Raw genomic sequence first — 21,038 nt, 5'->3', positions numbered from 1 at the left:
CCCGAAGGAACCCATCCATGGCTGACGGCTCCCGTGCTTTCAACTTCCCCATGCCGCAGCGCTCCCGGCTGCGCCCCGGCGAGATCGTTGTGGATCTGTTCGCCGGCGGCGGGGGCGCCTCGGAAGGTCTCAAGCAGGCCCTGGGCATCGATCCCGCTCTGGCCTACAACCACGACGAGCTGGCCATCGGCATGCACGCCGCGAACCACCCGCTCACCCAGCACCACCGCGAGGATATTTGGCACGCAGACCCACGCGTGGACGTGGCCGGCCGGCCCATCGGCTGGTTCCATGCCTCACCGGACTGCACGCACTTCAGCCAGGCCAAGGGCGGCCAGCCGCGCAGCCGCAAGACCCGCGCATTGTCGTGGGTGGTGCTGAAGTGGGTTGGCCAGCTGCTGCGTGCTGATCGGCTGCACGGTACCAACACCGCGCCGCGCATCATCTCCATGGAGAACGTGTGGCAGATCCTGACCTGGGGTCCGCTGGTGGCAAAGCGCTGCTCCAAGACCGGCCGGGTGATCACCCTGGACTTGGTCCAAGCCGTGCATCCGGAGTCGGGAAAGCCGCTGTTCCGGCGAGGCAAGCCGGTCATGGTCAACCGAGTCGCCGACAAGGGCGAGCGGGTGCCCGTCGAGCGCCAGGCGCTTGTCCCCCACAAGCGTTACAGCGGTCGCACTTGGCGGCAGTTCGTCGCAGCACTGCGGGCGCTGGGCTACGCGGTGGAGTGGCGGAAGCTGGTGGCCAGCGACTACGGCGCCGGCACCAGCCGCGAACGTCTGTTCCTGCTCGGCCGCCGCGATGGCCAGCCCATCGTGTGGCCTGAGCCGACCCATGGCACAGCACCGGGACAGAAGCCGCGCGTGACTGCTGCTGACTGCCTGGACTTCTCGATTCCCTGTCCGTCCATCTTTACTCGAGACCGGCCGCTGGCCGACGCCACCATGCGCCGCATCGCCAAGGGCGTCATGCGGCACGTCATCAACTCGGCCGATCCCTTCATCGTCCCTGCAACGCACCAGGGCGGCGATCGCGTGCATAGCGTGCGCGACCCAATGCGCACCATCACCGCCGCCAATCGCGGCGAGCTGATGCTGGTGGCGCCCGAGCTGGCGCCGTTCCTCACCGAGCATGCCAACGCAAGCCGTCAGCGGACGATGGCAGCAGACGGGCCACTTCCTACCGTGTGCGCCGGGGTGAAGGGTGGGCACTTCTCGGTGGTATCCCCGACACTTGTCCAGACCGGCTATGGCGAGCGCGAGGGCCAGGCCCCTCGTGCGCTGGATCTGCAGCAGCCGCTGGGCACGATTGTCGCGGGCGGTGTAAAGCACGCTGTAGCCGCGCCGCATCTAGTGAAGTTCCGCGGCGACAGCATCGGCACGGCGGCCACCGAGCCCGTGCCGACGATCACTTCTGGTGCTGGTGCAGCCAGGCCGGCCGGCGCAGCGCACGCTCTCGGTGTGGCCGCCGCCTCGCTGGTCACTCTGCGACGGAACATGGTCGGCGCCGATGCGCGCACGCCGCTCACCACAGTAGCCGCTCAGGCGGAACACCACGCGATATCCAGTGCCTTCATGGTCCAGGCGGCACACGGCGAAGGTCGAACTGGCGGCGTCCAACGCTGGGGAACTGGCAGCAAGGATGCTCGCTCGCCGGTCGGCACGGTCACTGCCAGTGGCAACGGTGGGCATGCCGTTGCGGAGGCGGAGCTGGCGCGACTTTCCCCTGAGCAAGAGGCAGGCGCCCTGCGCGTGGCAGCATTCTTGGTGAAGTACTACGGCAGCGGCATCGCCGTGGATCTGCACGACCCAGTGGACACGGTGACTACCAAGGATCGGCTTGCGCTGGTCACCGTGGTCATCAAGGGCACGCCCTACGTCATCGTGGATATCGGCCTGCGCATGCTCAAGCCGCATGAGCTTTTCCGCGCGCAGGGCTTCCCGGTGACCTACATCATCGACCGCACCGCCGACGGCACCGTGCTGAAGACCACGGCTCAGGTGCGCATGTGCGGGAACAGCGTCAGTCCGCCACCGATGTTCGCGATCGCAGAGGCCAACCTGGACCCGGTGCCGGCCGACATGGCGGTGGCGGCATGACCGGTGCTGCTCTGGACAAGCACGTCGCCCGCGTGCTGCTGACCGAATGCCGGGCGCGCCGACAGGGCCTCGGCTTCTGGTTCGCCTTCAATGCTGCACAGCGCGCGCGCATGCGCGCGACCGCTCCCGCACCACTACCGGCGTCGCCGCGCGCACCGGCACTGCCGGCCCAACTGGAGCTGTTCGCATGAGCCCCGGCCGCAATGCTGCATCAATCCGCGCTGCTCTGCGCGGCGCCGTTCCCGCCCACGTCACCGCGCGGGACATGATCCGCCGCCACTGCCGGGAGCACGGCAAGCAGCTTGCCTGCCTTGCGCCTGCCTGGGGCTGCCAGGTGTTCAGCGTTTGGCGCGCGTTCGGCCGGACGTCCCGCCCCCTGCAGCCGCATCAGGTTGAGGGCGCGATCACAACGCTGCAGCTGGACGAGTTCGATGCGAACGAGCTACGGCTGCGTGCTGCTCGCGAAGCAGGGTGGCACATCGATCCCAAGATGCTGCTCGAGGGCGGAGCATGAGCGGCGATGTCTCGACCATCAGCACAGCACCGCCGCCGACTGCGAGTGACGCCGTGCGTGAGATGCGAGCAGCAGGCCGCGCCGGTCATGCGGTGCCGGCCGATCAGGTGAATCGATGGGCCACCACGCTGATGCGTCTGTTCGGCCAGCAGCGGGCCGTCAGGCTCGAGCAATGGGGCGGATCGTTCTGGTATCAGATCGATGAAAGGCAGTGGTACCGAGCCCTTGCAGCTGGCGAACAGGTCCGGGCTCTTTACACCCAGCCGCTTCTCCACGAGGTCCGCAGGGCCGGCAAAGATCGGGATCACATCTGGTCGGCGGATCGAACGCACTGCACCGTCTGTAACGACCCCTTCGATTGGGCCGATCCGTACTGCAACCCACCCAAGCCGCCGGCGCCGATCGCGCTGAAACCCCAGCCGTTCAATCCGTCCTGGGTTCTCCCGCTGCTCGACCGACTGGAGCGAGCTTTGAAGCGTGAAGGCAAGCGGGAAAGGGACGAGTGGGGTTTCCGGATTTCGCAGATGCGTAAGTCAATCGAAGAGCATACGAAGGAGAAATCACATTGACCGTTGAGCACATCAAGGCCGCCGCGGGCGGGCGGTCACCACTGGTCCACCAGCAGCGCGCGGCCATAGCGGTTGCAGCAGCGCTCGAAACCGCCCTGACCAGCACGCGCCCCGCCAGCGGCGGCGGCCGCGCATTGACCTTCACATTTGCCGGTGAGCCGCAGCTGCAGGCCGCGTGCGACGCCTGGCGCGCATATGCCCTCGCCACCATCGACACGCAGGCGCCACTGGCGGCGACGGCGACCCAGCGGCTGACGGCCCAGATCGGCCTCGCCCTTTTCGATGACCCCACAATGGACCTGACACAGATCGCAAACCTTGTGACCACGGCGCGGTCGGATTCGCACACTGCGCTCCTGTTGGCGCCCACCACTGAAGTAACGGAGGCCTGAGATGGGCGCAGCTGAGAACTTCCCCGAAGTCCTGCTGAAGCTCGAGCAGGTCGAAGCCCAGACCGGGATGAAGAAGAGCTACATCTATCGCGAGATGAGCAAAGGCAACTTCCCTAGCGCTTTGAAAATCGGGGCAAGGACTAGATGGTGTCAAAGTGAAGTACAGAAGTGGATCGCCGTAAAGAAAACAGGAACTCGGCAATTACTCTGACAGCTACTAGTCCTCAATTCTTACGTCCGAGATTCACGCTCGAGCTCTTGGGTCAATTCTTGGAACTTCACCCAAATCTTCGGATTGGACGAACTTGTTCTAAGTGCGTCAATTAGCGCGCGGGAGTGCCGGAAGCTGTCAATCATGATCTTTCGCCAAGCGTCTACGATCATGTCCCGGCAATAGATATCTCGCTCAACACAGATCGCCACGTTCTCAAAGTGGTTGAGCAAGTAGAAGATGTCAGTTCTATCTGCTGAGGTTGCAGCGCAACGCTTTTCGTGATCTTCATCACTTTCATCCGCGATTTTCGGCGGTTTGTAGTCGATACTGACGAGATCTCTGATGTTGACGCCCGAACTGCTGTAGTAGCGCTCTACAGTTCGGCATCCTCGTTGGAGCTTCTCATCTCCGCGGCTCTCAAGCAGTAAACGCGCTGTCTCTTTGCGCTTGGCGATCAACCGTGATTCGCGAAGGGCATCGTCTTGTCCTGTCTTCGAAGCATCAATTTGCTGCTGGACGGCCGACAGTTGGGACTTGATCCCCGCCTCGGCAATCTTGAGTTGGCGCAATGCCACGAGCACGCCGAAAAGCAAGACAACACTATTGAATCCTGGAGAGTTCAGCACTCCCGCCAAAAACGTCAACATCCCCTGTTACCCCCTGTAAATCCCTTAAATAATTCCGCCCGCTATCAGCGGGCGGAAGTTGTCGCGTGGAAAGCTAGTTAGAAACCGCCAACAACTTCACGCATGGCACACTCCTGTGTTGGGTGGTAATTCATTACCAATGTGTAGTTGATGGAACAACTAGATCCAAGAGGATCAGAAACCGCCGACAACTTCACGCATGGCACACTCCTAAGTGGGGTGGGTGGGGTCTTTCGGTACCACTCTCTCGCAACTTAAGAAAGCCTGCAAGTGCCGCGGGACACTTTCCGCAAGCAAGACGCGGGATTGTTCCAATTTGCTTCAGATTGCGCAAGTGCCCTCATCGTCTCATTGACCCATGACACGCGACTGCCTGCTCTACCGGAATCATGTGTCCGCAGGGTCAACGGTCACCGAGCGGTCACCGAGCGGTACTGGCTTGACGAAGAAGGCACTGCGGATGATCCTAAGTGCCTGATTCGATGGTGGGCCCATCAGGATTCGAACCTGAAACCAAGGGATTATGAGTCCCCTGCTCTAACCGTTGAGCTATAGGCCCGGCGCAGCGTCACAGTGTAGTAGAGCCTGTGCTTGATCGGCTACCCGGTAATCGCAAACGGCAGCCGAGCATGGCTCGGCTCTACAGAAAGCACACACACCCCAAAAAGAAAAACCCCGCCGAAGCGGGGTTTCTCTCAACGCTTCAACAGCCGCTGGAAATCAATCGATATCCAGGAAGCTGCGCAGCTGCTCCGAGCGGCTCGGGTGACGCAGCTTGCGCAGGGCCTTCGCTTCGATCTGGCGGATGCGCTCGCGGGTCACGTCGAACTGCTTGCCGACTTCCTCAAGGGTGTGGTCGGTGTTCATGTCGATGCCGAAGCGCATGCGCAGCACCTTGGCTTCCCTCGGGGTGAGGCCGGCCAGCACGTCGCGCACGGTTTCAGACAAGTTGATGTTGGTGGTGTTCTCGATCGGGGACTCCACGTTGGTGTCCTCGATGAAGTCGCCCAGATGGGAATCCTCGTCGTCGCCGATCGGGGTTTCCATCGAGATCGGCTCCTTGGCGATCTTCATCACCTTGCGGATCTTGTCTTCCGGCATGTCCATTTCCTTGGCCAGCTCCTCCGGCGTAGCCTCGCGGCCGTACTGCTGGAGCATCTGGCGGGAAATGCGGTTCAACTTGTTGATCGTCTCGATCATGTGCACCGGAATACGGATGGTGCGTGCCTGGTCGGCGATCGAGCGGGTGATCGCCTGGCGGATCCACCAGGTGGCGTAGGTCGAGAACTTGTAACCGCGGCGGTACTCGAACTTGTCCACGGCCTTCATCAGGCCGATGTTGCCTTCCTGGATCAGGTCCAGGAACTGCAGGCCGCGGTTGGTGTACTTCTTGGCGATCGAGATCACCAGGCGCAGGTTGGCCTCGACCATTTCCTTCTTGGCCTTGCGCGCCTTGGCTTCACCGTAGGCCATGGCACGGCTGATTTCCTTCAGCTCTTCCAGGTCCAGCTGGGTCAGCTTCTCGATGTCGATCGTCGCCTGCTGTTCGGCGATGATCTGGTCCTTCACTTCGCGCAGGGCCGACGACCACTTCTGCTTGCGCTTCAGTGCGTCTTCCACCCACTCCAGGTTGGTCTGGTTGCCTTCCCAGGAACGGATGAAGTCCTTGCGCGGCATGCGTGCAGTGACGGTGGCCAGGTTCAGCACGCGGCGCTCATGGGCCTTGATCGACGCCATGGTGTCGCGCAGCTGCTTGGTCAGCACATCGGTCAGCGGCAGCGGCAGCTTCAGGGTGACGAACACCGCCGACATTTCTTCGCGCAGGCGCGGCAGGTTCTTCTTGTCGCCCTTGGTCGCGGCCTTCTTGAAGGCGTTGAAGGCATCGCTCAGCGCCTGCATGCGCGCGGCGACTTCCTCCGGATCCGGACCGGTCGGTGCGGCTTCTTCATCGCCACCGTCGACATCGTCGTCCTCGTCCTCGTCGCCTTCGGCGTCGGCATCGGCGCTGTCATCGGCAGCGGCCGCCGGCGGTGCCGGCTCTTCATCGGTCAGATCGTTGAAGCCGACGATCACTTCGGCCAGGCGCTTCTTGCCTTCCTTGTGGGCTTCGTAGTCGGTCAGCAGCGACTCGACCGAGACCGGGAACTGGCCCAGGGCCGCCTGGACCTGCGAAAGGCCTTCCTCGATGCGCTTGGCGATGGCGATTTCGCCTTCGCGGGTCAGCAGCTCGACGGTGCCCATTTCGCGCATGTACATGCGCACCGGGTCGGTGGTACGGCCACCTTCGGTGTCGAGCGCGCTCAGTGCGGCGGCGGCTTCTTCGGCCGCGGTGTCATCGACTTCGCGGTTACCGGTGTTGCCGTCGTTGAGAAGCAGGGTTTCCACATCCGGCGCAACTTCATGGACATCGATGCCCATGCCGTTGATCATGCCGATGATGTCTTCGATCTGTTCCGGGTCGACCATGTCGTCCGGCAGATGGTCATTGACTTCGGCGTAGGTCAGGTAGCCCTGTTCCAGGCCCTTGCTGATCAGTTGCTTGATTTCGGATTGGGCAGGACGTTCGTTGGCCATGTAGTGCTCGCGCCACCGGCTAGGGAGAAATAGGGAACGTAGCATTATACCAGCCCGGGGCCCGGCCTGCCGGGCGGTGGTCCCGGCGGCTTAGGGCCTGAGAAGGAAGGTCACGGGACCGTCATTGACCAGGCTGACGACCATATGGGCACCAAATCGGCCCGTTTCCACCCCTGGCGCGTGATTTTCACGACAGATCTCGACAAATCGATTGAACCCGCGTTCAGCCTCGGCCGGCGGCGCGGCGCTGGTGAAGCTGGGCCGCATGCCCGACCGGGTGTCGGCGGCCAGGGTGAACTGGCTGACCAGCAGCAGGCCGCCGCCGGTGTCGCGCAGCGAACGGTTCATCTTCCCGGCCTCGTCGGCGAACACCCGGTAGCCCAGCAGGCGCTCGGCCATTCGCTGCAGCTGGGCCTCGCTGTCGCCCGGCTCCATGCCGACCAGCGCCAGCAGGCCGGGGCCGATCTGCCCCACCGCTTCGCCCTCGACGTGGACGGCGGCCTGGCTAACGCGCTGGATCAGGACGAGCATGCGGGGGCTTCCAATGAACACGGCCGGCCACGATAGCAGCGCCCTTGGCTAAACTGGCGCCGATGAATCCGCAACGCAAAGCCCGGCTGGTCTACCGCGCCACCACCCTGTTCGCCCGCCTGCCCTGGCCGCTGCTGCGGGGAGTCGCCCGTGCCCTGTCCTGGACCTGGATCAGTCTCAACGCCCGTGAGAGCCGCGTCACCCGGCGCAACCTGGAGCTGGCCTACCCGGACCTGGAGGGCGCCGCGCGCGACCGCCTGCACCGGGAGCTGCTGCGCTCCACCGCCCTGCAGGCCATCGAAACCCTGCGACTGTGGAGCCAGGCGCCGGCCGACAACCTGCGCCTGCACCTGAAGCAGCGCCACGGCGAGGCCCTGTACGACGCGGCGCTGGCCAGCGGCAAGGGCGTGATCGTGGCGGCGCCGCACTTCGGCAACTGGGAGCTGCTGAACCAGTGGCTGGCCTCGCGCGGGCAGATCGCCATCGTCTACAAGCCACCGGAGGACGAGGCCAGCGATGCCTTCCTGCAGCTGGTGCGGGGCGGCCAGAACGTACAGCAGGTGCGTGCCGAAGGCCCGGCCGTGCGCCAGCTGTTCAAGGTGCTCAAGGACGGCGGTGCCACCGGCATCCTGCCCGACCAGCAGCCCAAGGCCGGCGATGGGGTGTTCGTGCCGTTCTTCGGCGTGCAGGCGCTGACCATGACCCTGGTCAACCGGCTGGCCGAGCGTACCGGCGCCACCGTGCTGTATGGCTGGTGCGAGCGCATCGGGCCGGACATGGAGTTCGCCCTGCACATCGAACCGACCGACCCCGCCGTGGCCGACCCGGACCCGCTGGTGGCCGCTACCGCGCTCAATGCAGGCATCGAGCGCATCGCCCGCCGCGACCCTGCGCAGTACCAGTGGACCTACAAGCGCTATACGCTGCGACCATCGAGCAGTGGCGAGGAAGACCCCTACGCGACCGAGGAACACCCGCACTGACGGCCGCTCCACTCAGGCCACCGCCCCCTGCGACCGGCGGCCGCACCACGTTGAATACGACGCCGGCGCCCCCATAGAGACTGCGATGTCCGCCTCCCCCGGTCCTGCCATGCCTGCTGCTTCTTCCCTGTTCGGCGATCCGGCCGCGATCCGCTGCGAGCGCGCGGTTTCCGAACTGCGTGCCGGTCGCCCGGTGCTGCTCCACGATGGCCAGGGCCAGCGCCTGGCGGTGATCGCGCTGGACAGCGCCACGGCCAGCAGCTTCGCTGCCTTCGCCAATGCCGCCCACGAGCGGCATTACCTGTTCCTGACCGCCACCCGCGCCCGCGTGCTTGGCGTGGAGGCCCCGCAAGGTGCGCGCCTGCCGCTGGCCGGTGTTGCCTTCGACGCCCTGCCCTCGCTGGGCTATCTGCGCGAACCGGGCCCGATGCCGCACGGCTGGAGTGCCGGTGACGCATTCGATGCAGGCGCCGTGGAACTGGCCCGCCTTGGCCTGTTGCTGCCGGCCATGGTGGCGGTGCGCTTGGACGCCGAAGACCGCACCTTCGATGGCGCTTCCGAGGTGGCGCTGTGCGACCTCGCCGAAGGCGCAGCACATGCGGCCCACGACTACGAACTGGTGGCGCGTTCACCGGTGCCGTTGCGCGACGTCGGCATGACCACGTTCGCGGTGTTCCGCGGCGGCGTCGCCCAGCGTGACCAGGTCGCGATCATCGTCGGCGAACCCGACCTGTCGGCGGTGGTGCCGGTGCGCGTGCACTCCTCGTGCCTGACCGGTGACCTGTTCGGCTCGCTCAAGTGCGACTGCGGCGACCAGCTGCGGCGCGGCCTGCGCAAGCTGAAGGAACTGGGGGGCGGCGTGCTGCTGTACCTGGACCAGGAAGGCCGTGGCACCGGCATCGCGGCCAAGATGCGCGCCTACGGCTACCAGCACGACGGCCTGGACACCATCGACGCCGACGCACAGCTGGGCTTCGGTGCCGACGAGCGCCGCTACGGCAGCGCGGTGGCCATGCTGCGTGGCCTGGGCATTTCGCGCGTGGCCCTGCTCAGCAACAACCCGACCAAGGCGCAGCGCCTGCGCAATGCCGGCATCGAAGTGCTGGACTGCATTCCGGTCACCGGCGAAATCACCGCCGAGAACGAACACTACCTGCGCACCAAGGCCGATCGTGCCGGCCACCTGCTGGATGTGGACGCGCTGATCCAGGCTGCCCAGTAACGCAGCCGACCTGCTACCGTCTGCGCGGTGCGGCCACGGCGGCCACGGCCGCCACCGCCCGCCCTGCCACCTGACGGAGCCCGCGTGACCGACGTTCCCCTTACTGCTCCGCCCACCGATGCCTGGCAGTCGCTGCCGCGCCGCGCCTCGCGGCTGGCCGCACTGGAAGGTGCCTTCGGTGGCCTGTTTGTGCCAGGCCTGCCGCTGGCCGCTGCATGGTGGTTCTTCGATCTGCCCGGTGGCGTATGGGTCGCAGCCCTCGGGCTGCTGGTGGGGGCTGCATGTGGTGCGTGGCTCGGCCACCGCCGCCTGGTCCGCACCCGTTGGCGGCTGGACGCACAGGGCCTGGGCCTGCGACGAGACCTGATGTGGCAGCCGGAAACGCGCATTCCCCTGTCGCGCGTGCAGCACCTGGACCTGCGCCGCGGGCCACTGGAACGCCGCGCCGGTCTGGCCACGCTGATCGTGCACACCGCCGGCACCCGCATGAGCGCGGTGACCGTGAGCGGCCTGGACGAGGCGGATGCCGAGCGCCTGCGCGACACCCTGTCCCATCAGCTCGACCAGGACGCCGACGCCCTGTGAGCCTGCCACCGCCTCTGCCTGCAGCACTGCCCGCCGGTGGCGAGGACCACCGCCTGCATCCGTGGTCATGGTTGTTCGTACTGTTGATGCAGCTGCGCCATTACTTCCTGCCGCTGGTCGCGCTGCTGGTGTTCGGCCAGCGGGGTGACCGCGACCCGATGTGGGCGCAGCTGATTCCGCTGACGGCAATTGCCGCACTGGTACTGGTGTCGGTGCTGCAGTACCTCAGCTACCGCTACCGTATCGGCGGTGATGCGATTACCGTGCGCAGCGGTCTGCTGGCGCGCAACCGGCGCGAGATTCCGTTTGCGCGCATCCACAACGTGGAGGTCCGGCAGAACCCGCTGCACCGCCTGTTCGGTGTGGCCGAGCTGCGCCTGGAATCGGCCGGCGGCGTGCGTCCAGAAGCCGAAATGCGGGTGCTGCAGCTGGACCAGGCGCTGGCGCTGGAACGACTGGTGCGCCAGCGCGGGCAGGCGCCGCAGGCCGCCGACGTTGTCGCCGCCGCCTCGATCACCGAGGCCGACACCGAACAGGTACTGCTGCGCCTGTCGAGCTGGGACGTGGTGCGCATGGGGCTGCTCTCCAACCGTGGCTGGGCGCTGGCGATCGCCGCGTTCGGTGTCCTGTTCCAGACCGTGCCGCGGCCGGTGATGGACGATGCCCTCCAGCGCGGTGGCCGCGAGGCATTCGGCTACGCCAGCCACCTGCACCCCGGCGTGGCCGGCGCGTTCCTGCTGCTGGCTGCGGCTCTGTTGCTGGGCTGGCTGGCGCTGCGCGTGTTGTCGGTGGTGCTGACCCTGCTGCGCTACCACGGCTTCACCCTCAGCGAGCAGGATCGCCGCCTGACCGTTTCGGCTGGCCTGCTCAGCCGCACCCGCAGCAGCGTGGCGCGCCGGCGCATCCAGGCCTGGACGCTGCGCGAAGGTACGTTGCAGCGCTGGTTCGGACTGCGCCAGCTGCGCATCGACAGCGCCGCCGGTGGCCCTGCGCGCGATGAGGACCGCGCCCTGCGCGAACTGGCACCGCTGGCGTCAAGTACGCGCTGCGAGCAGCTGGTGCAGCACCTGCTGCCACAGTTGCAGTGGCCACCCGCGCAGTGGCAGTCCATTCCGCAGCGCGGCTGGTGGCGGCTGTGCCTGGGCGCGCTGCTGCTGGTGCCGCTGCTGGCTGCGGCCGCGTACTGGCGCTGGGGCCCATGGGGCCTGCTGGTGCTTGCGTGGCTGCCGGTGGCGCTGCTGGTCGCGCACCGGCAGATGGCGCGCATGGGCTGGTACCTGGACGAGCACTATGTGGCGGTGCGCGGCGGCTGGTGGAAGCGCTGGTGGCGCTGGGCCGAGCTGGACAAGGTGCAGGGCCTGCGCCTGCAGCGCTCGCCGCTGGACAGGCTGCTGGGCACCAGCAGCCTGCAGCTGGATACCGCCGGCGCGCATGGCGATGTGGCGCTGACCCTGCACCATCTGCCGCAGGCACAGGCGCAACAGGTGATGGAGCAGCTGGCCGCAGCACTCGCGCGGCGCAAGCTGCGCTGGTGACGGCGGGGCCGGATCCCGGCCGCGCATCCACGCATGGCGTGGATCTACTGTAGCGCCGAGCCCACGCTCGGCTTGACGCAGCCGAGCATGGGCTCGGCGCTACATCACCCCCGTTACCGCTGCGAGGGGCCCCAATAGCCCAGGTCCTTGCGGATCTGCAGATCGCGCACCCAGCTGCCGAACGGCTTGCGCCGCAGCGCGCCCATTTCACCCGACAGGAAATCCTCGGTGGCCGCGATCACGCGCTCGCTGGACAGGCCATCGCGGTACGGGTGGATGGCATCGGCGTAGCGCACGATTTCCGCCTGCAGCGCCGCGTCCGGGTGCAGCGCGCGCTGCAGCATCGCCTGCAGCTGCGCAGGATCATCGAAGTCGATCATGTGCGGCTTGGGCACGCGGTTGCGGAAAGTCACCACTGGCTTGTGCTGGACAATGAACTCCGAAACGATCGACGAGGTATCCGATACCAGCACATCGGCGGCGCGCTGTGCGGCCATCACCTGCTCGGGCTCGATGAAGCGGGCATTGGCACCGGCCAGCGCGCGGTAGCGTTCGAACAGTTCCGGCGGGCACTTCGGGTGCAGGGTCAGCAGCCAGTAGTGATCACCAGCAGCGATATTGGCGGCGATCTGTGCGTGCAGGTGCGGGGCCGCGCTCAACCGTTCAGTGAAGGTCGAGCCGAACAGGATCACCGGGCGCTCGCCGGCCGGAGCACGCAACGCGGCGCTCTCGCCACCGTCATCGCGGAACAGCGGGTCCAGCTTCGGCCAGCCGGTCTCTGCCACCGCGAAATGGCCCTGCAGGGCAGCGATCTCGCGGAACGGCGCAGTGGTGGCCGGCCCCTGCGTGCAGTACAGGTCGAACATGCCGCGCACCCGGAAGTGGCCGCGCGCACTGTCGCGCTTTTCCACGTTGAAGCCATGGAACAGCTGCACCTTGGCCCCCGAAAGGAACGTCGGCACCCAGTTGGCCGCGCTGAATACCGCCCGCGGACGCATTGCCAGGGCCTGCTTCAGGCCCAGGTTGGGCACCCCCGGCAGGCTGCTGCCGGCCGCGCCATCCTCGAACCAGGCTGCTACCTCCTGCCCGGACGCGTGCAAGGCCTGCGCCAACGGGGCGAGAATAGGCAGCGCATAGCGCTCCGTCGCAAACAACAGGTACCCGGCCATCATGTCCTCCACGACCGCTCCCATCGAACGGCCTCGCATCTCGGCGTGCATTATCGCGTTCAACGAGGCCGGGCGCATCGGCGACTGCCTGGCCTCGCTGGCCTTCTGCGATGAGATTGTGGTGGTGGACTCGCAGTCCACTGACGCCACCGTAGCCATCGCCGAGGCCGCCGGTGCCCGCGTGCTGCAGCGCCGGTTCGAGGGTTTCCGCAGCCAGAAGGCGTTCTGCGTCGAGCAGGCCAGCCATGACTGGGTGCTGTGCCTGGATGCCGATGAACGGATCAGCCCGGAACTGCGCGCGGCCATCGAACAGGCCCGCGACGGCGGCTTCAGCGGCCACGCCGGCTACCGATTCGCCCGCCTCTCGGAGTATTTCGGCAGGTTCCTGCGCCACGGCAACGCCTATCCGGACCGGGTGATGCGGCTGTTCGACCGCCGCCAGGGCGGCTGGCGCGGCAAGCGCGAGATCCACGAGGCGGCCAGCGTCGACGGCAGCGTCGGTACGCTGCGCGGCGACCTGATCCACTACCCGTACCGGTCATTGCAGCAGCAGCTGGCCAAGACCGAGAAGTATGCGCGGATGATGGCCGAGCACGAGTTCGCACGGGGCAAGCGGGCCACCCTGGGCAAGCTGGTACTGGCGCCGGCCTGGCGGTTCTGGCGCGGCTTCCTGTTCCGTGGCGGCTTCCGCGATGGCTGGCATGGCCTGGTCTACGCCTACGTACGCGCCAACTACGTGCGGCAGAAGACCATCATGCTGTGGATGCTGGGCAATGGACAGGCGGTGGCCGATCCGGCGCCTTCCGCGGACCGGCCGTGACCACGCTGTGTCACACTTCGCGGGCGTTGCCTGAAGATCCCCCATGAAAATCCTGTACACCAACTTCCACTATGGCGACGGTGGTGGCCACACCACGTACATCGTCTCGTTGGCGCGTGCGTTGCACGGCCAGCACACGCTCCATGTCGCCGCGCCGGCCGACAGCCGGCTGCTGCGGACCATGGCCGATGAAGGCCTTGCCCGCACACTGCCGATTGCGTTCGGCAGCGGCCTGCCAACGCTGCCCCGGCAGCTGGCCGAACAGCGTGCGCTGCGCAGGCTGGTGCGCGATGAAGGCATCGACCTGATCCACGTCAACGGTGCGCGCGACCACCGCTTCGTGATGCAGGGGCTGCTTGGCATGCGCCGCCCGCCGATCGTGCTGACCAAGCACAACAGCAAACCCACCGATACCTTCGGCAATGTGCTGCGCGCGCGCTGGGCCACCGATCGGCTGATCGCAGTCTCGGCCGACACCAAGCGCCTGCTGGAACAGGGCCCATACCGTCGCTGCCCGATCGACGTGGTCCGCAACGGCGTGGACCTGGAGCGCTACTCGCCACAGCCGGCCGGCACCGGCAGCGCGCTGCGCCAGCAATGGACGCAGGATCCACAGGCGCTGGTGCTGGTCAGCAATGCCGGCACCGACGATTACAAGGGCTGGATCGACCTGGCCCAGGCCATCGCGCGGCTGCCCGATGCGGTACGCCCGCACGTGCACATGGCCGTGGCCGGCCACCTGCCCACCGCGCAGCAGCGCGAACAGGTGCAGGCGCTGGGCGAGGTGGCCGCGCAGGTGCACTTCACCGGCCTGCTGGCCGATACCCGCGTACTGATCGCGGCCGGCGATGCTGGCTTCGTGCTGTCCCATGACGTCGAGACGATCTCCTTCGCCTGCCGCGAGATGATGGCCAGCGCCAAGCCGATGCTGGTCAGCGATTACGCGGGCCTGCCGGAAAACATCGAACAAGGCGTCGATGGCTGGGTCGTTGCCACCCGCGACATCGACGCCATCGCCGCACAGGTGCAGGCGCTGTACGCACAGCGCGATGCGCTGCCGGAACATGGCCGGGCAGCACGCCGCCATGCACAGCGGGAGTTCGGCCTGCAGACATTCGCCGACGCCACGCTGGCCAGCTACCACGCCGCCCTGGCCAGCCCCTGAGCCAGGTTGCCCGAACGCTCAATCGGTGATGCCGGGCCCCTGCAGGCGGCGCTCGTGCTCGAGTTCCGCCGCCGACGGCCGGCAGGTGCCGGCGACCGCGTCGGCAGGCACCAGCCACCAGCGGCGACGATTGGAAATGCCCGCCATTTCGGCCTGCGCACGATCAATGCAGGCCTGCATCGCATCTTCGTTCACCAGCAGCCAGCGGTGCTGCGGAACCAGCCGCTGCCAGCGCACGGCTGCCTGCAGCTGTTGATGCCAACGCGCTTCGAATCCAAAGGTGGCCGCAGGGCGATCGGCCATCAGCAGGTTCTGCTCTTTCCATGCCACCAGTCCCAGCTCGGCCTGCGGGCCGATGCGTGCGCTGACCTCGCGCATCAGGCCACGGGCCGAGCTGGAATCGTTCAACACCGGATAACCGACCAGGCTGTACAGCACCCAGACCCCGGCCAGAGTAGCGACCAGGGCAACGTGCCTGCGCCGGCGCCCACACACCCACAGGCTCAAGGCCGACCAGGCCGCCATCGCCAGCGCCGCCCAGGCCAGCGCATCGGTGGCACCGGGAAGCAACCCGCGGCCATGGGTAAGGCGCACTTCGAAATCCGGATCACCCAGCAGCGCCAGCGCACCGACCAGGCCCAGCGCCAGTGCCAGCAACGCGGTGAATGCGCCCAGCACACGCTGCACATCGCGCCGCCTCAGCAGCCCCGGCAGCAACGGCGCCAACGCCAGGCAGAACATCGGCAATGCCGGCAGGATGTAGACGTCGCGCTTGCCGTGCGGAATGGAGAAGAACAGCACGACCAGCAGCCACCAGGCCAACGGCAGCAGGTAGCGCGCATCGCGCCGGCGCAGCCGCCGGAACCAGGCCGGAAGCGCCCACGGCAGCAGCAGGAACGCGGGGATCCACATCGACGGCATGATCGCCAGGAAGTACCACCACGGCTGGTGATGGTCCCAGGACTGCGTATAGCGCCGTGCCGTCTGCCGGAACAGGATGTCGTCGATGTAGGCGCGGTACGGCTCCGAGCCGGTGGCCAGGCCGGCCAGCAGCATCGGCACCAGCCACAACGACACCGCCAGCAGGAAGGCCAGCGGTGTCAGCCAGAACCGCAGGTCACGCACGTGCAGGCTCACCCGCGGCCAATGCAGCATGGATGCGACTGCGGCCGGCACGATCATCATCAGCGCCAGCACGCCTACGCCCTTGGTGATCACCCCGATGCCGGCGAAGAACCAGCCCATCCACCACCAGCGCCAGGCCGGGCCCAGCAGCAGATGGCGCAGCAGGCCGTAGTTGGCCAGGGTGATGAACAGCACCACCAGCGGATCGATCTGCGCCTTCTTCGCCTGGAAGGTGAAGTGCAGCGCGAACAGCAGTGCCCAACCCGCGTACAGCCCCACCTGCCGCGTCCACAGGCGGCGGCCGAGATCGACCACGCACCACAGCGTGCCCAGCGCGGCCAGCAGCGAGGGCAGCAGGAAAGCCACCCGCCAGTGGCCGACCAGGCTGTACAGCGCGGCCTGCCACCACATCAGCATCGGTGGCTTGTCCGAATACAGTTCGGGGCCGCGATGCGGGAACAACCAGTAACCGCTGTCGACCATCTGCTTGGCCACCAGCGCGAAACGTGGCTCATCCGATGGCCACGGATCTCGGAGGCCCAGGCCGGCCCCCAGCACCAGCAGGGCCATCACCACCAACAACCACGTCTGGCGCGACGCGTGGGTTTTCAGCATGGGACTCGAAACGGCAGCGGGGGTCAGGCTGCTTTTAACAGACGCGCGTAGAAGAAACCGTCAGCATCGTTTTCACCCGGCAGCCGCTGGCGTGCCACCCCTTCGCAATCGACGCCGAACGCGTCGCCCAGTGGCTGCGCAACGGCATCCGGATGCCACTTCAGGAACGCGCGCACCTGATCGATGTTCTCGGCGCGCAGGATCGAACAGGTGGCATACAGCAGCACGCCACCCGGGCGCAGCATCGACCAGCAGGCTTCCAGCAGGCGCGCCTGCACGCCAACCAGTGCATCGATATCTTCAGCGCGACGGTGGAACATCACATCCGGCTGGCGGCGGATCACACCAGTCGCCGAGCACGGCGCATCCAGCAGGATCGCGTCGAACGGCACGCCATCCCACCAGGCACCGGGATCACTGGCATCGGCAGCCAGGGTCTGCGCATGTTCGCCCACGCCGGTGCGGGTGTAGGTATCGCGTGCGCGGGCCAGACGGCGCGCGTCGATATCCAGCGCCAGCAGGCGCAGGCTGGGGTCGCGCTCCAGCAGGTGCGCCGACTTGCCGCCGGGTGCCGCGCAGGCGTCCAGCACGCGGGCACCGGCCACCGGGGCCAGCGCATCGGCCGCACACTGCGCCGACAGGTCCTGCACCGAGATCGCGCCCTCGGCGAATCCGGGCAGCTGATTCACGGCAACCGGAGAGGCCAGGCGCAACGCGTCGGCGCTGAGCGGACTGGCTTCCGCGGCGATGCCGGCTTCGGCCAGCGCTGCCAGTGCCTTGTCACGGCCACCCTGCTGGCGGTTGGCGCGCAACCACAGTGGCGCCGGTTGCAGGCTGGCGCTGAAGATCGCGTCGGCCTGCGCCGGCCAATCGCGTTCCACCGCATCGGCCAGCCATTCCGGGAAGGCATCGCGCGCGGGCTGTTCCGGGAAACCTTCGCGCTGCGCGCGGCGCAGGATCGCATTGACCAGGCCTGCCTGGCGCTCACGGCCCAGTGCACGCGCGGCATCGACCGTGGCCGACAGCGCCGCGTGCGCCGGCAGCTCGAGCACGTCCAGCTGGGCGAACCCGACCATCAGCAGCGTGCGCAGGTCGGCATCACGCGCCGACAGCGGCTTCTGCATCCACGACTGCAGCGCCGCGTCATAGGTGCTGCGACGACGCAGGACGGCAAAACACAGGGCTTCCAGCAGCGCGCGGTCGCGGCTGTCGGCCAGCTTCGGCAGCGCCCAGGCCAGCTCGGCCTTCAGCGAACGGCCACGGGTGAACACCTGTGCCAGCACACGTGCGGCCAGCATGCGCGTGGCCGCGCCCGGCGCCGCCTTGGCGACGGAGAAATCGTTCTGCTTCGACACCGCTTATGCCCCCACGCGCAGATCGCGGCGGGCGTTGAGGTAGTCGGCCGCAGTAATCGCCTTGCCACCTTCCCGCTGCAGCACGCGCAGGCGCAGCGCGCCCTGGCCACAGGCGATGTCGATGCCATCGCGGCTGGCGGCCAGTACGGTGCCCGGTGCCTGGCCGTGGTCCGCCTCCAGCGCCACCGCACCATGGATGCGCACGCGTTCACCGGCCAGCGTCGCCTCGGCGATCGGCCACGGATTGAACGCGCGCACGGTACGCGCCAGCGCGCCGGCGTCCTGCGCCCAATCCAGCTTCGCTTCGGCCTTGTCCAGCTTGTGCGCGTAGGTCACGCCCTGCTCCGGCTGCGGCCGCGCGATCGGCTTGATGCCGGCACGCAGCAGGCCCAGGCCATCGGACAGCACCTGTGCGCCCAGCTCGGCCAGCTTGTCATGCAGCTGGCCACCGGTATCGGTGGCCGCGATCGGCAGTTCCTGGTGCAGCAGCACCGGGCCGGTATCCAGGCCGGCCTCCATCTGCATCAGGCAGACGCCGGTCTTGGCGTCGCCGGCCTGGATCGCGCGCTGGATCGGCGCGGCACCGCGCCAGCGCGGCAGCAGCGAGGCATGCACGTTCCAGCAGCCGTGGGTCGGAATGGCCAGCACCGCCTTGGGCAGGATCAGGCCATAGGCCACTACCACCATCAGATCCGGCTGCAGGTCGCGCAGCTGCTGCTGGGCGGCCGCGTCCTTCAGCGACTCCGGCTGGTAGACCGGAATGCCACGGGCCACGGCTTCCAGCTTGACCGGCGACGGCGCCAGGCCACGGCCACGGCCGGCCGGACGATCAGGCTGGGTGTAGACGGCCACGACCTCATGATGGCGCGCAGCCGCGCGCAGCGATGACACCGCGAATTCCGGCGTACCGGCAAAGACAATCCTCATGGCTACCCCACTTGCAGGATGGATTCGTGCAGGAAAGAAAACGGCGCCGTCGGCCGGCGCCGTACAGCCCGCGCGTGCCGCGCAGGCGCGGGCCACCCGAAGGGTGGCCCGGATTGGCGATCACGCCACGTGCTTGCGCTGCTTGGCCAGCTTCTTGCGCACCATCTCGCGCTTGAGCGGCGACAGATAGTCGATGAACAGCTTGCCGTCCAGGTGATCCATCTCATGCTGGATGCAGGTGGCCAGCACTTCGCCGGCTTCCATCTGCTGTTCCTGGCCGTTGCGGTCCAGGTACTTCACGGTGATGGTATCGGCACGGGTGACGTCAGCGAAGATGCCCGGAACCGACAGGCAGCCTTCCTGGTACACCCGGCCCCCGTCCTTGGCGACGATTTCCGGGTTGATGAACACATGCGGTTCATTCTTTTCTTCGCTGACGTCGATGACCATGAAGCGCTTGTGCACGTCCACCTGGGTGGCGGCCAGGCCGATGCCCGGGGCGTCGTACATGGTCAGGAACATGTTGTCGATCAGTTCCTGGAAGGCCGGCGTGGTGACTTCGGCGGCTTCGATCAACGCAGCCTTGGTACGCAGGCGCGGATCGGGGAACTCGAGAATGGGGAGAAGGGCCATGGCTGTTTCCGGATAGGGGGCCGGCACGCCGGCATACGTCGCAGATTCTAGCTCCAACGCTTGCCTTGCGCCCCGGTTTCTGGACTATAGTGCGCGAACCTGTTGGGGAATCAGGGCTTCACACCTATGTTGCTTCGTTTTCGTACGGTCGTCGCCGCGGCGATGCTGACCGTGGCTGCCTATGCTACCGCCGTGGAAGTGAATGGCGGGCACCCGGACACCTATGTGGTCCGAAAAGGGGATACGTTGTGGGATATCGCCGCACGTTTCCTGCAGAAGCCGTGGCTGTGGCCGGAGATCTGGCAGGCCAATCCGCAGATCGCCAATCCGCACCTGATCTATCCCGGTGACGTGCTCAGCCTGGCCTATCTGGACCGGGTGACCGTCGCTGCCAAGCCCGGCCCGCGCCAGGAAGCCCCGATCGATGCCATTCCGCTGGCCCAGGTCGAGCCGTTCCTGAAGCAGCTGAGCGTGGTCGACAGCATCGAGCAGCTGCCCTACGTGGCCGGCCTGGAGGAAGAACGCCTGCGCGTCACCAGCGGCAGCGCGGTGTACGTACGCCTGGCCGACGCCCAGCTGGGCCAGCGCTGGGCCGTGGTCCGCCCGACCGTGCGCTACGCCCAGCCCAAGCCGACCGAGGACCTGACCGCCAACGGCGACGTCACCCCGGGCAGCGGCAACCTGTGGCGGGCCTACAACGCCCCCAACCACCGCCGCGGCGTGCTCGGCTATGAGCTGGCCCAGGTCGCCACCGGCACCATCACCCATGTCGCCGGCGGCAAGGTCGAGGCGTCCACCCTGGTGCTGGACAAGAACGAGGGCGGCCGCGAGGTGCGTGCTGGCGACCGCCTGGTCCCGGTCGAGGCCAAGCCGTACGACCTGCAGTTCATTCCCCATGTCCCGGCCGCCGGTGTGGAGGGCGTCGACGTGCGCGTGCTGGCCGTCACCGACATGTTCACCGCCGCCGGCCCGCGCGATGTGATCGCGATCTCGGCAGGCCGCGCGCAGGGCGTGGACAACGGCACCGTGTTCTCGTTGTGGCGCCCAGGCCGCCACGTGGCGCACCGCATGAAGTACCCGACCTCGTCGCGCATGGACGATTCGCTCAGCACCGGCGCAGGCCGGGTCTCGCTGCCGGACGAATACGCCGCGCACGCCATGGTGTTCCGTACCTTCGACAACGTCAGCTACGCGCTGGTGATGCAGGGCGTGAAGCCGGTGCGCGTGGGGTTCAACGCACTGCACCCGGACGCGAAGTAGCCATCGCCAGGCGGCCCGGCCACTGCGTGTAGTGCCGGCCTCTGGCGGGCAGGCACCTCCGGCAAAGTCTGACAGCCACATGCGAAGGCGCCCTAGGGCGCCTT

General features: G+C 67.0%; 21 protein-coding genes and 1 tRNA gene. 13 read left to right on the top strand and 9 right to left on the bottom strand.

Annotated elements, in window-relative coordinates; translation table 11 throughout:
- The first annotated feature begins 17 nt into the window (after window positions 1-17).
- Genes ARC63_RS09910 through ARC63_RS09885 form a run of 6 tightly spaced genes read left to right on the top strand, consistent with a single transcriptional unit; the run spans window position 18 to window position 3,785 of the window.
- Window positions 18-2,099, top strand: a complete 2,082-nt coding sequence (locus ARC63_RS09910) for a DNA cytosine methyltransferase (protein ID WP_057503148.1) — start codon at window positions 18-20, stop codon at window positions 2,097-2,099.
- Window positions 2,096-2,290 (top strand): hypothetical protein, encoded by a 195-nt coding sequence (locus tag ARC63_RS09905; RefSeq protein ID WP_057503147.1) that lies wholly within the window; start codon window positions 2,096-2,098, stop codon window positions 2,288-2,290. Before ARC63_RS09910 ends, ARC63_RS09905 begins: the two co-directional genes overlap by 4 nt.
- Entirely contained in the window at window positions 2,287-2,613 is a 327-nt protein-coding gene (locus ARC63_RS09900; protein ID WP_231298610.1) for a hypothetical protein, read from the top strand. The genes ARC63_RS09905 and ARC63_RS09900 overlap by 4 nt, the downstream gene beginning before the upstream one ends.
- Complete coding sequence (locus ARC63_RS09895) at window positions 2,610-3,182, top strand: hypothetical protein (protein ID WP_057503146.1); 573 nt, start codon at window positions 2,610-2,612, stop codon at window positions 3,180-3,182. The genes ARC63_RS09900 and ARC63_RS09895 overlap by 4 nt, the downstream gene beginning before the upstream one ends.
- Window positions 3,179-3,574, top strand: a complete 396-nt coding sequence (locus ARC63_RS09890) for a hypothetical protein (RefSeq protein ID WP_057503145.1) — start codon at window positions 3,179-3,181, stop codon at window positions 3,572-3,574. The genes ARC63_RS09895 and ARC63_RS09890 overlap by 4 nt, the downstream gene beginning before the upstream one ends.
- Window position 3,575: 1 nt before the next feature.
- Window positions 3,576-3,785 (top strand): helix-turn-helix transcriptional regulator, encoded by a 210-nt coding sequence (locus ARC63_RS09885; RefSeq protein ID WP_057503144.1) that lies wholly within the window; start codon window positions 3,576-3,578, stop codon window positions 3,783-3,785.
- Window positions 3,786-3,805: 20 nt separating this feature from the next.
- Here ARC63_RS09885 and ARC63_RS09880 read toward each other — a convergent pair whose 3' ends face one another.
- The 4 genes from ARC63_RS09880 to dtd form a co-directional block, all read right to left on the bottom strand.
- Window positions 3,806-4,435, bottom strand: a complete 630-nt coding sequence (locus ARC63_RS09880) for a DUF4760 domain-containing protein (protein ID WP_057503143.1) — start codon at window positions 4,433-4,435, stop codon at window positions 3,806-3,808.
- Window positions 4,436-4,918: 483 nt separating this feature from the next.
- Window positions 4,919-4,994, bottom strand: a tRNA-Ile gene (locus ARC63_RS09875).
- 161 nt (window positions 4,995-5,155) lie between these two features.
- Complete coding sequence (gene rpoD, locus ARC63_RS09870; RefSeq protein ID WP_010481200.1) at window positions 5,156-7,009, bottom strand: RNA polymerase sigma factor RpoD; 1,854 nt, start codon at window positions 7,007-7,009, stop codon at window positions 5,156-5,158.
- 90 nt (window positions 7,010-7,099) lie between these two features.
- Window positions 7,100-7,540: a D-aminoacyl-tRNA deacylase gene (dtd, locus tag ARC63_RS09865; RefSeq protein ID WP_049436896.1), complete on the bottom strand. Its 441-nt coding sequence runs from the start codon at window positions 7,538-7,540 to the stop codon at window positions 7,100-7,102.
- Window positions 7,541-7,602: 62 nt separating this feature from the next.
- Here dtd and ARC63_RS09860 point away from each other — a divergent pair, with 62 nt between their 5' ends.
- From ARC63_RS09860 to ARC63_RS09845, 4 genes are all read left to right on the top strand, one after another.
- Window positions 7,603-8,523 (top strand): lauroyl acyltransferase, encoded by a 921-nt coding sequence (locus ARC63_RS09860; RefSeq protein ID WP_057503142.1) that lies wholly within the window; start codon window positions 7,603-7,605, stop codon window positions 8,521-8,523.
- 85 nt (window positions 8,524-8,608) lie between these two features.
- Window positions 8,609-9,745 carry a GTP cyclohydrolase II RibA gene (gene ribA / locus ARC63_RS09855; RefSeq protein WP_057503141.1) on the top strand — a complete coding sequence of 379 codons (1,137 nt, stop codon included), beginning with the start codon at window positions 8,609-8,611 and terminating at the stop codon, window positions 9,743-9,745.
- Between the two features lie 84 nt (window positions 9,746-9,829).
- The gene (locus ARC63_RS09850) at window positions 9,830-10,330 is read left to right on the top strand and encodes a PH domain-containing protein (protein ID WP_057503140.1); all 501 of its coding nucleotides are present in this window, start codon (window positions 9,830-9,832) and stop codon (window positions 10,328-10,330) included.
- Window positions 10,327-11,865, top strand: a complete 1,539-nt coding sequence (locus ARC63_RS09845; RefSeq protein WP_057503139.1) for a PH domain-containing protein — start codon at window positions 10,327-10,329, stop codon at window positions 11,863-11,865. The genes ARC63_RS09850 and ARC63_RS09845 overlap by 4 nt, the downstream gene beginning before the upstream one ends.
- Window positions 11,866-11,978: 113 nt before the next feature.
- Here the strand turns inward: ARC63_RS09845 and ARC63_RS09840 are convergent, their stop codons facing one another.
- Entirely contained in the window at window positions 11,979-13,037 is a 1,059-nt protein-coding gene (locus tag ARC63_RS09840) for a CDP-glycerol glycerophosphotransferase family protein (RefSeq protein ID WP_057503138.1), read from the bottom strand.
- On the opposite strand from ARC63_RS09840, the gene ARC63_RS09835 reads away from it, so the two are divergent.
- The gene (locus ARC63_RS09835; RefSeq protein ID WP_010481187.1) at window positions 13,036-13,854 is read left to right on the top strand and encodes a glycosyltransferase family 2 protein; all 819 of its coding nucleotides are present in this window, start codon (window positions 13,036-13,038) and stop codon (window positions 13,852-13,854) included. The two genes, ARC63_RS09840 and ARC63_RS09835, sit on opposite strands and share 2 nt — an antisense overlap.
- 43 nt (window positions 13,855-13,897) lie before the next feature.
- Window positions 13,898-15,019 (top strand): glycosyltransferase family 4 protein, encoded by a 1,122-nt coding sequence (locus ARC63_RS09830; RefSeq protein ID WP_043397511.1) that lies wholly within the window; start codon window positions 13,898-13,900, stop codon window positions 15,017-15,019.
- 18 nt (window positions 15,020-15,037) lie between these two features.
- Here the strand turns inward: ARC63_RS09830 and ARC63_RS09825 are convergent, their stop codons facing one another.
- The 4 genes from ARC63_RS09825 to def all read right to left on the bottom strand — a co-directional run bounded on the left by ARC63_RS09825 (window position 15,038) and on the right by def (window position 19,674).
- On the bottom strand, window positions 15,038-16,759 hold the full coding sequence (locus ARC63_RS09825) for an ArnT family glycosyltransferase (RefSeq protein WP_057503137.1): 1,722 nt from the start codon (window positions 16,757-16,759) through the stop codon (window positions 15,038-15,040).
- Between the two features lie 23 nt (window positions 16,760-16,782).
- Entirely contained in the window at window positions 16,783-18,114 is a 1,332-nt protein-coding gene (rsmB, locus tag ARC63_RS09820) for a 16S rRNA (cytosine(967)-C(5))-methyltransferase RsmB (protein WP_010481181.1), read from the bottom strand.
- Window positions 18,115-18,117: 3 nt separating this feature from the next.
- Entirely contained in the window at window positions 18,118-19,041 is a 924-nt protein-coding gene (gene fmt, locus ARC63_RS09815) for a methionyl-tRNA formyltransferase (RefSeq protein ID WP_010481179.1), read from the bottom strand.
- 120 nt (window positions 19,042-19,161) lie between these two features.
- Window positions 19,162-19,674, bottom strand: a complete 513-nt coding sequence (gene def, locus ARC63_RS09810) for a peptide deformylase (RefSeq protein WP_010481177.1) — start codon at window positions 19,672-19,674, stop codon at window positions 19,162-19,164.
- A gap of 126 nt (window positions 19,675-19,800) precedes the next feature.
- On the opposite strand from def, the gene ARC63_RS09805 reads away from it, so the two are divergent.
- Entirely contained in the window at window positions 19,801-20,934 is a 1,134-nt protein-coding gene (locus ARC63_RS09805; protein ID WP_010481176.1) for a LysM peptidoglycan-binding domain-containing protein, read from the top strand.
- Window positions 20,935-21,038 lie beyond the last annotated feature (104 nt).

It is taken from the genome of Stenotrophomonas geniculata ATCC 19374 = JCM 13324 (assembly GCF_001431625.1).
GTDB lineage: Bacteria > Pseudomonadota > Gammaproteobacteria > Xanthomonadales > Xanthomonadaceae > Stenotrophomonas > Stenotrophomonas geniculata.
The sequence above is the reverse complement of the archived record's forward strand: the minus strand, read 5'-3'. Positions and strand labels throughout refer to the sequence as shown.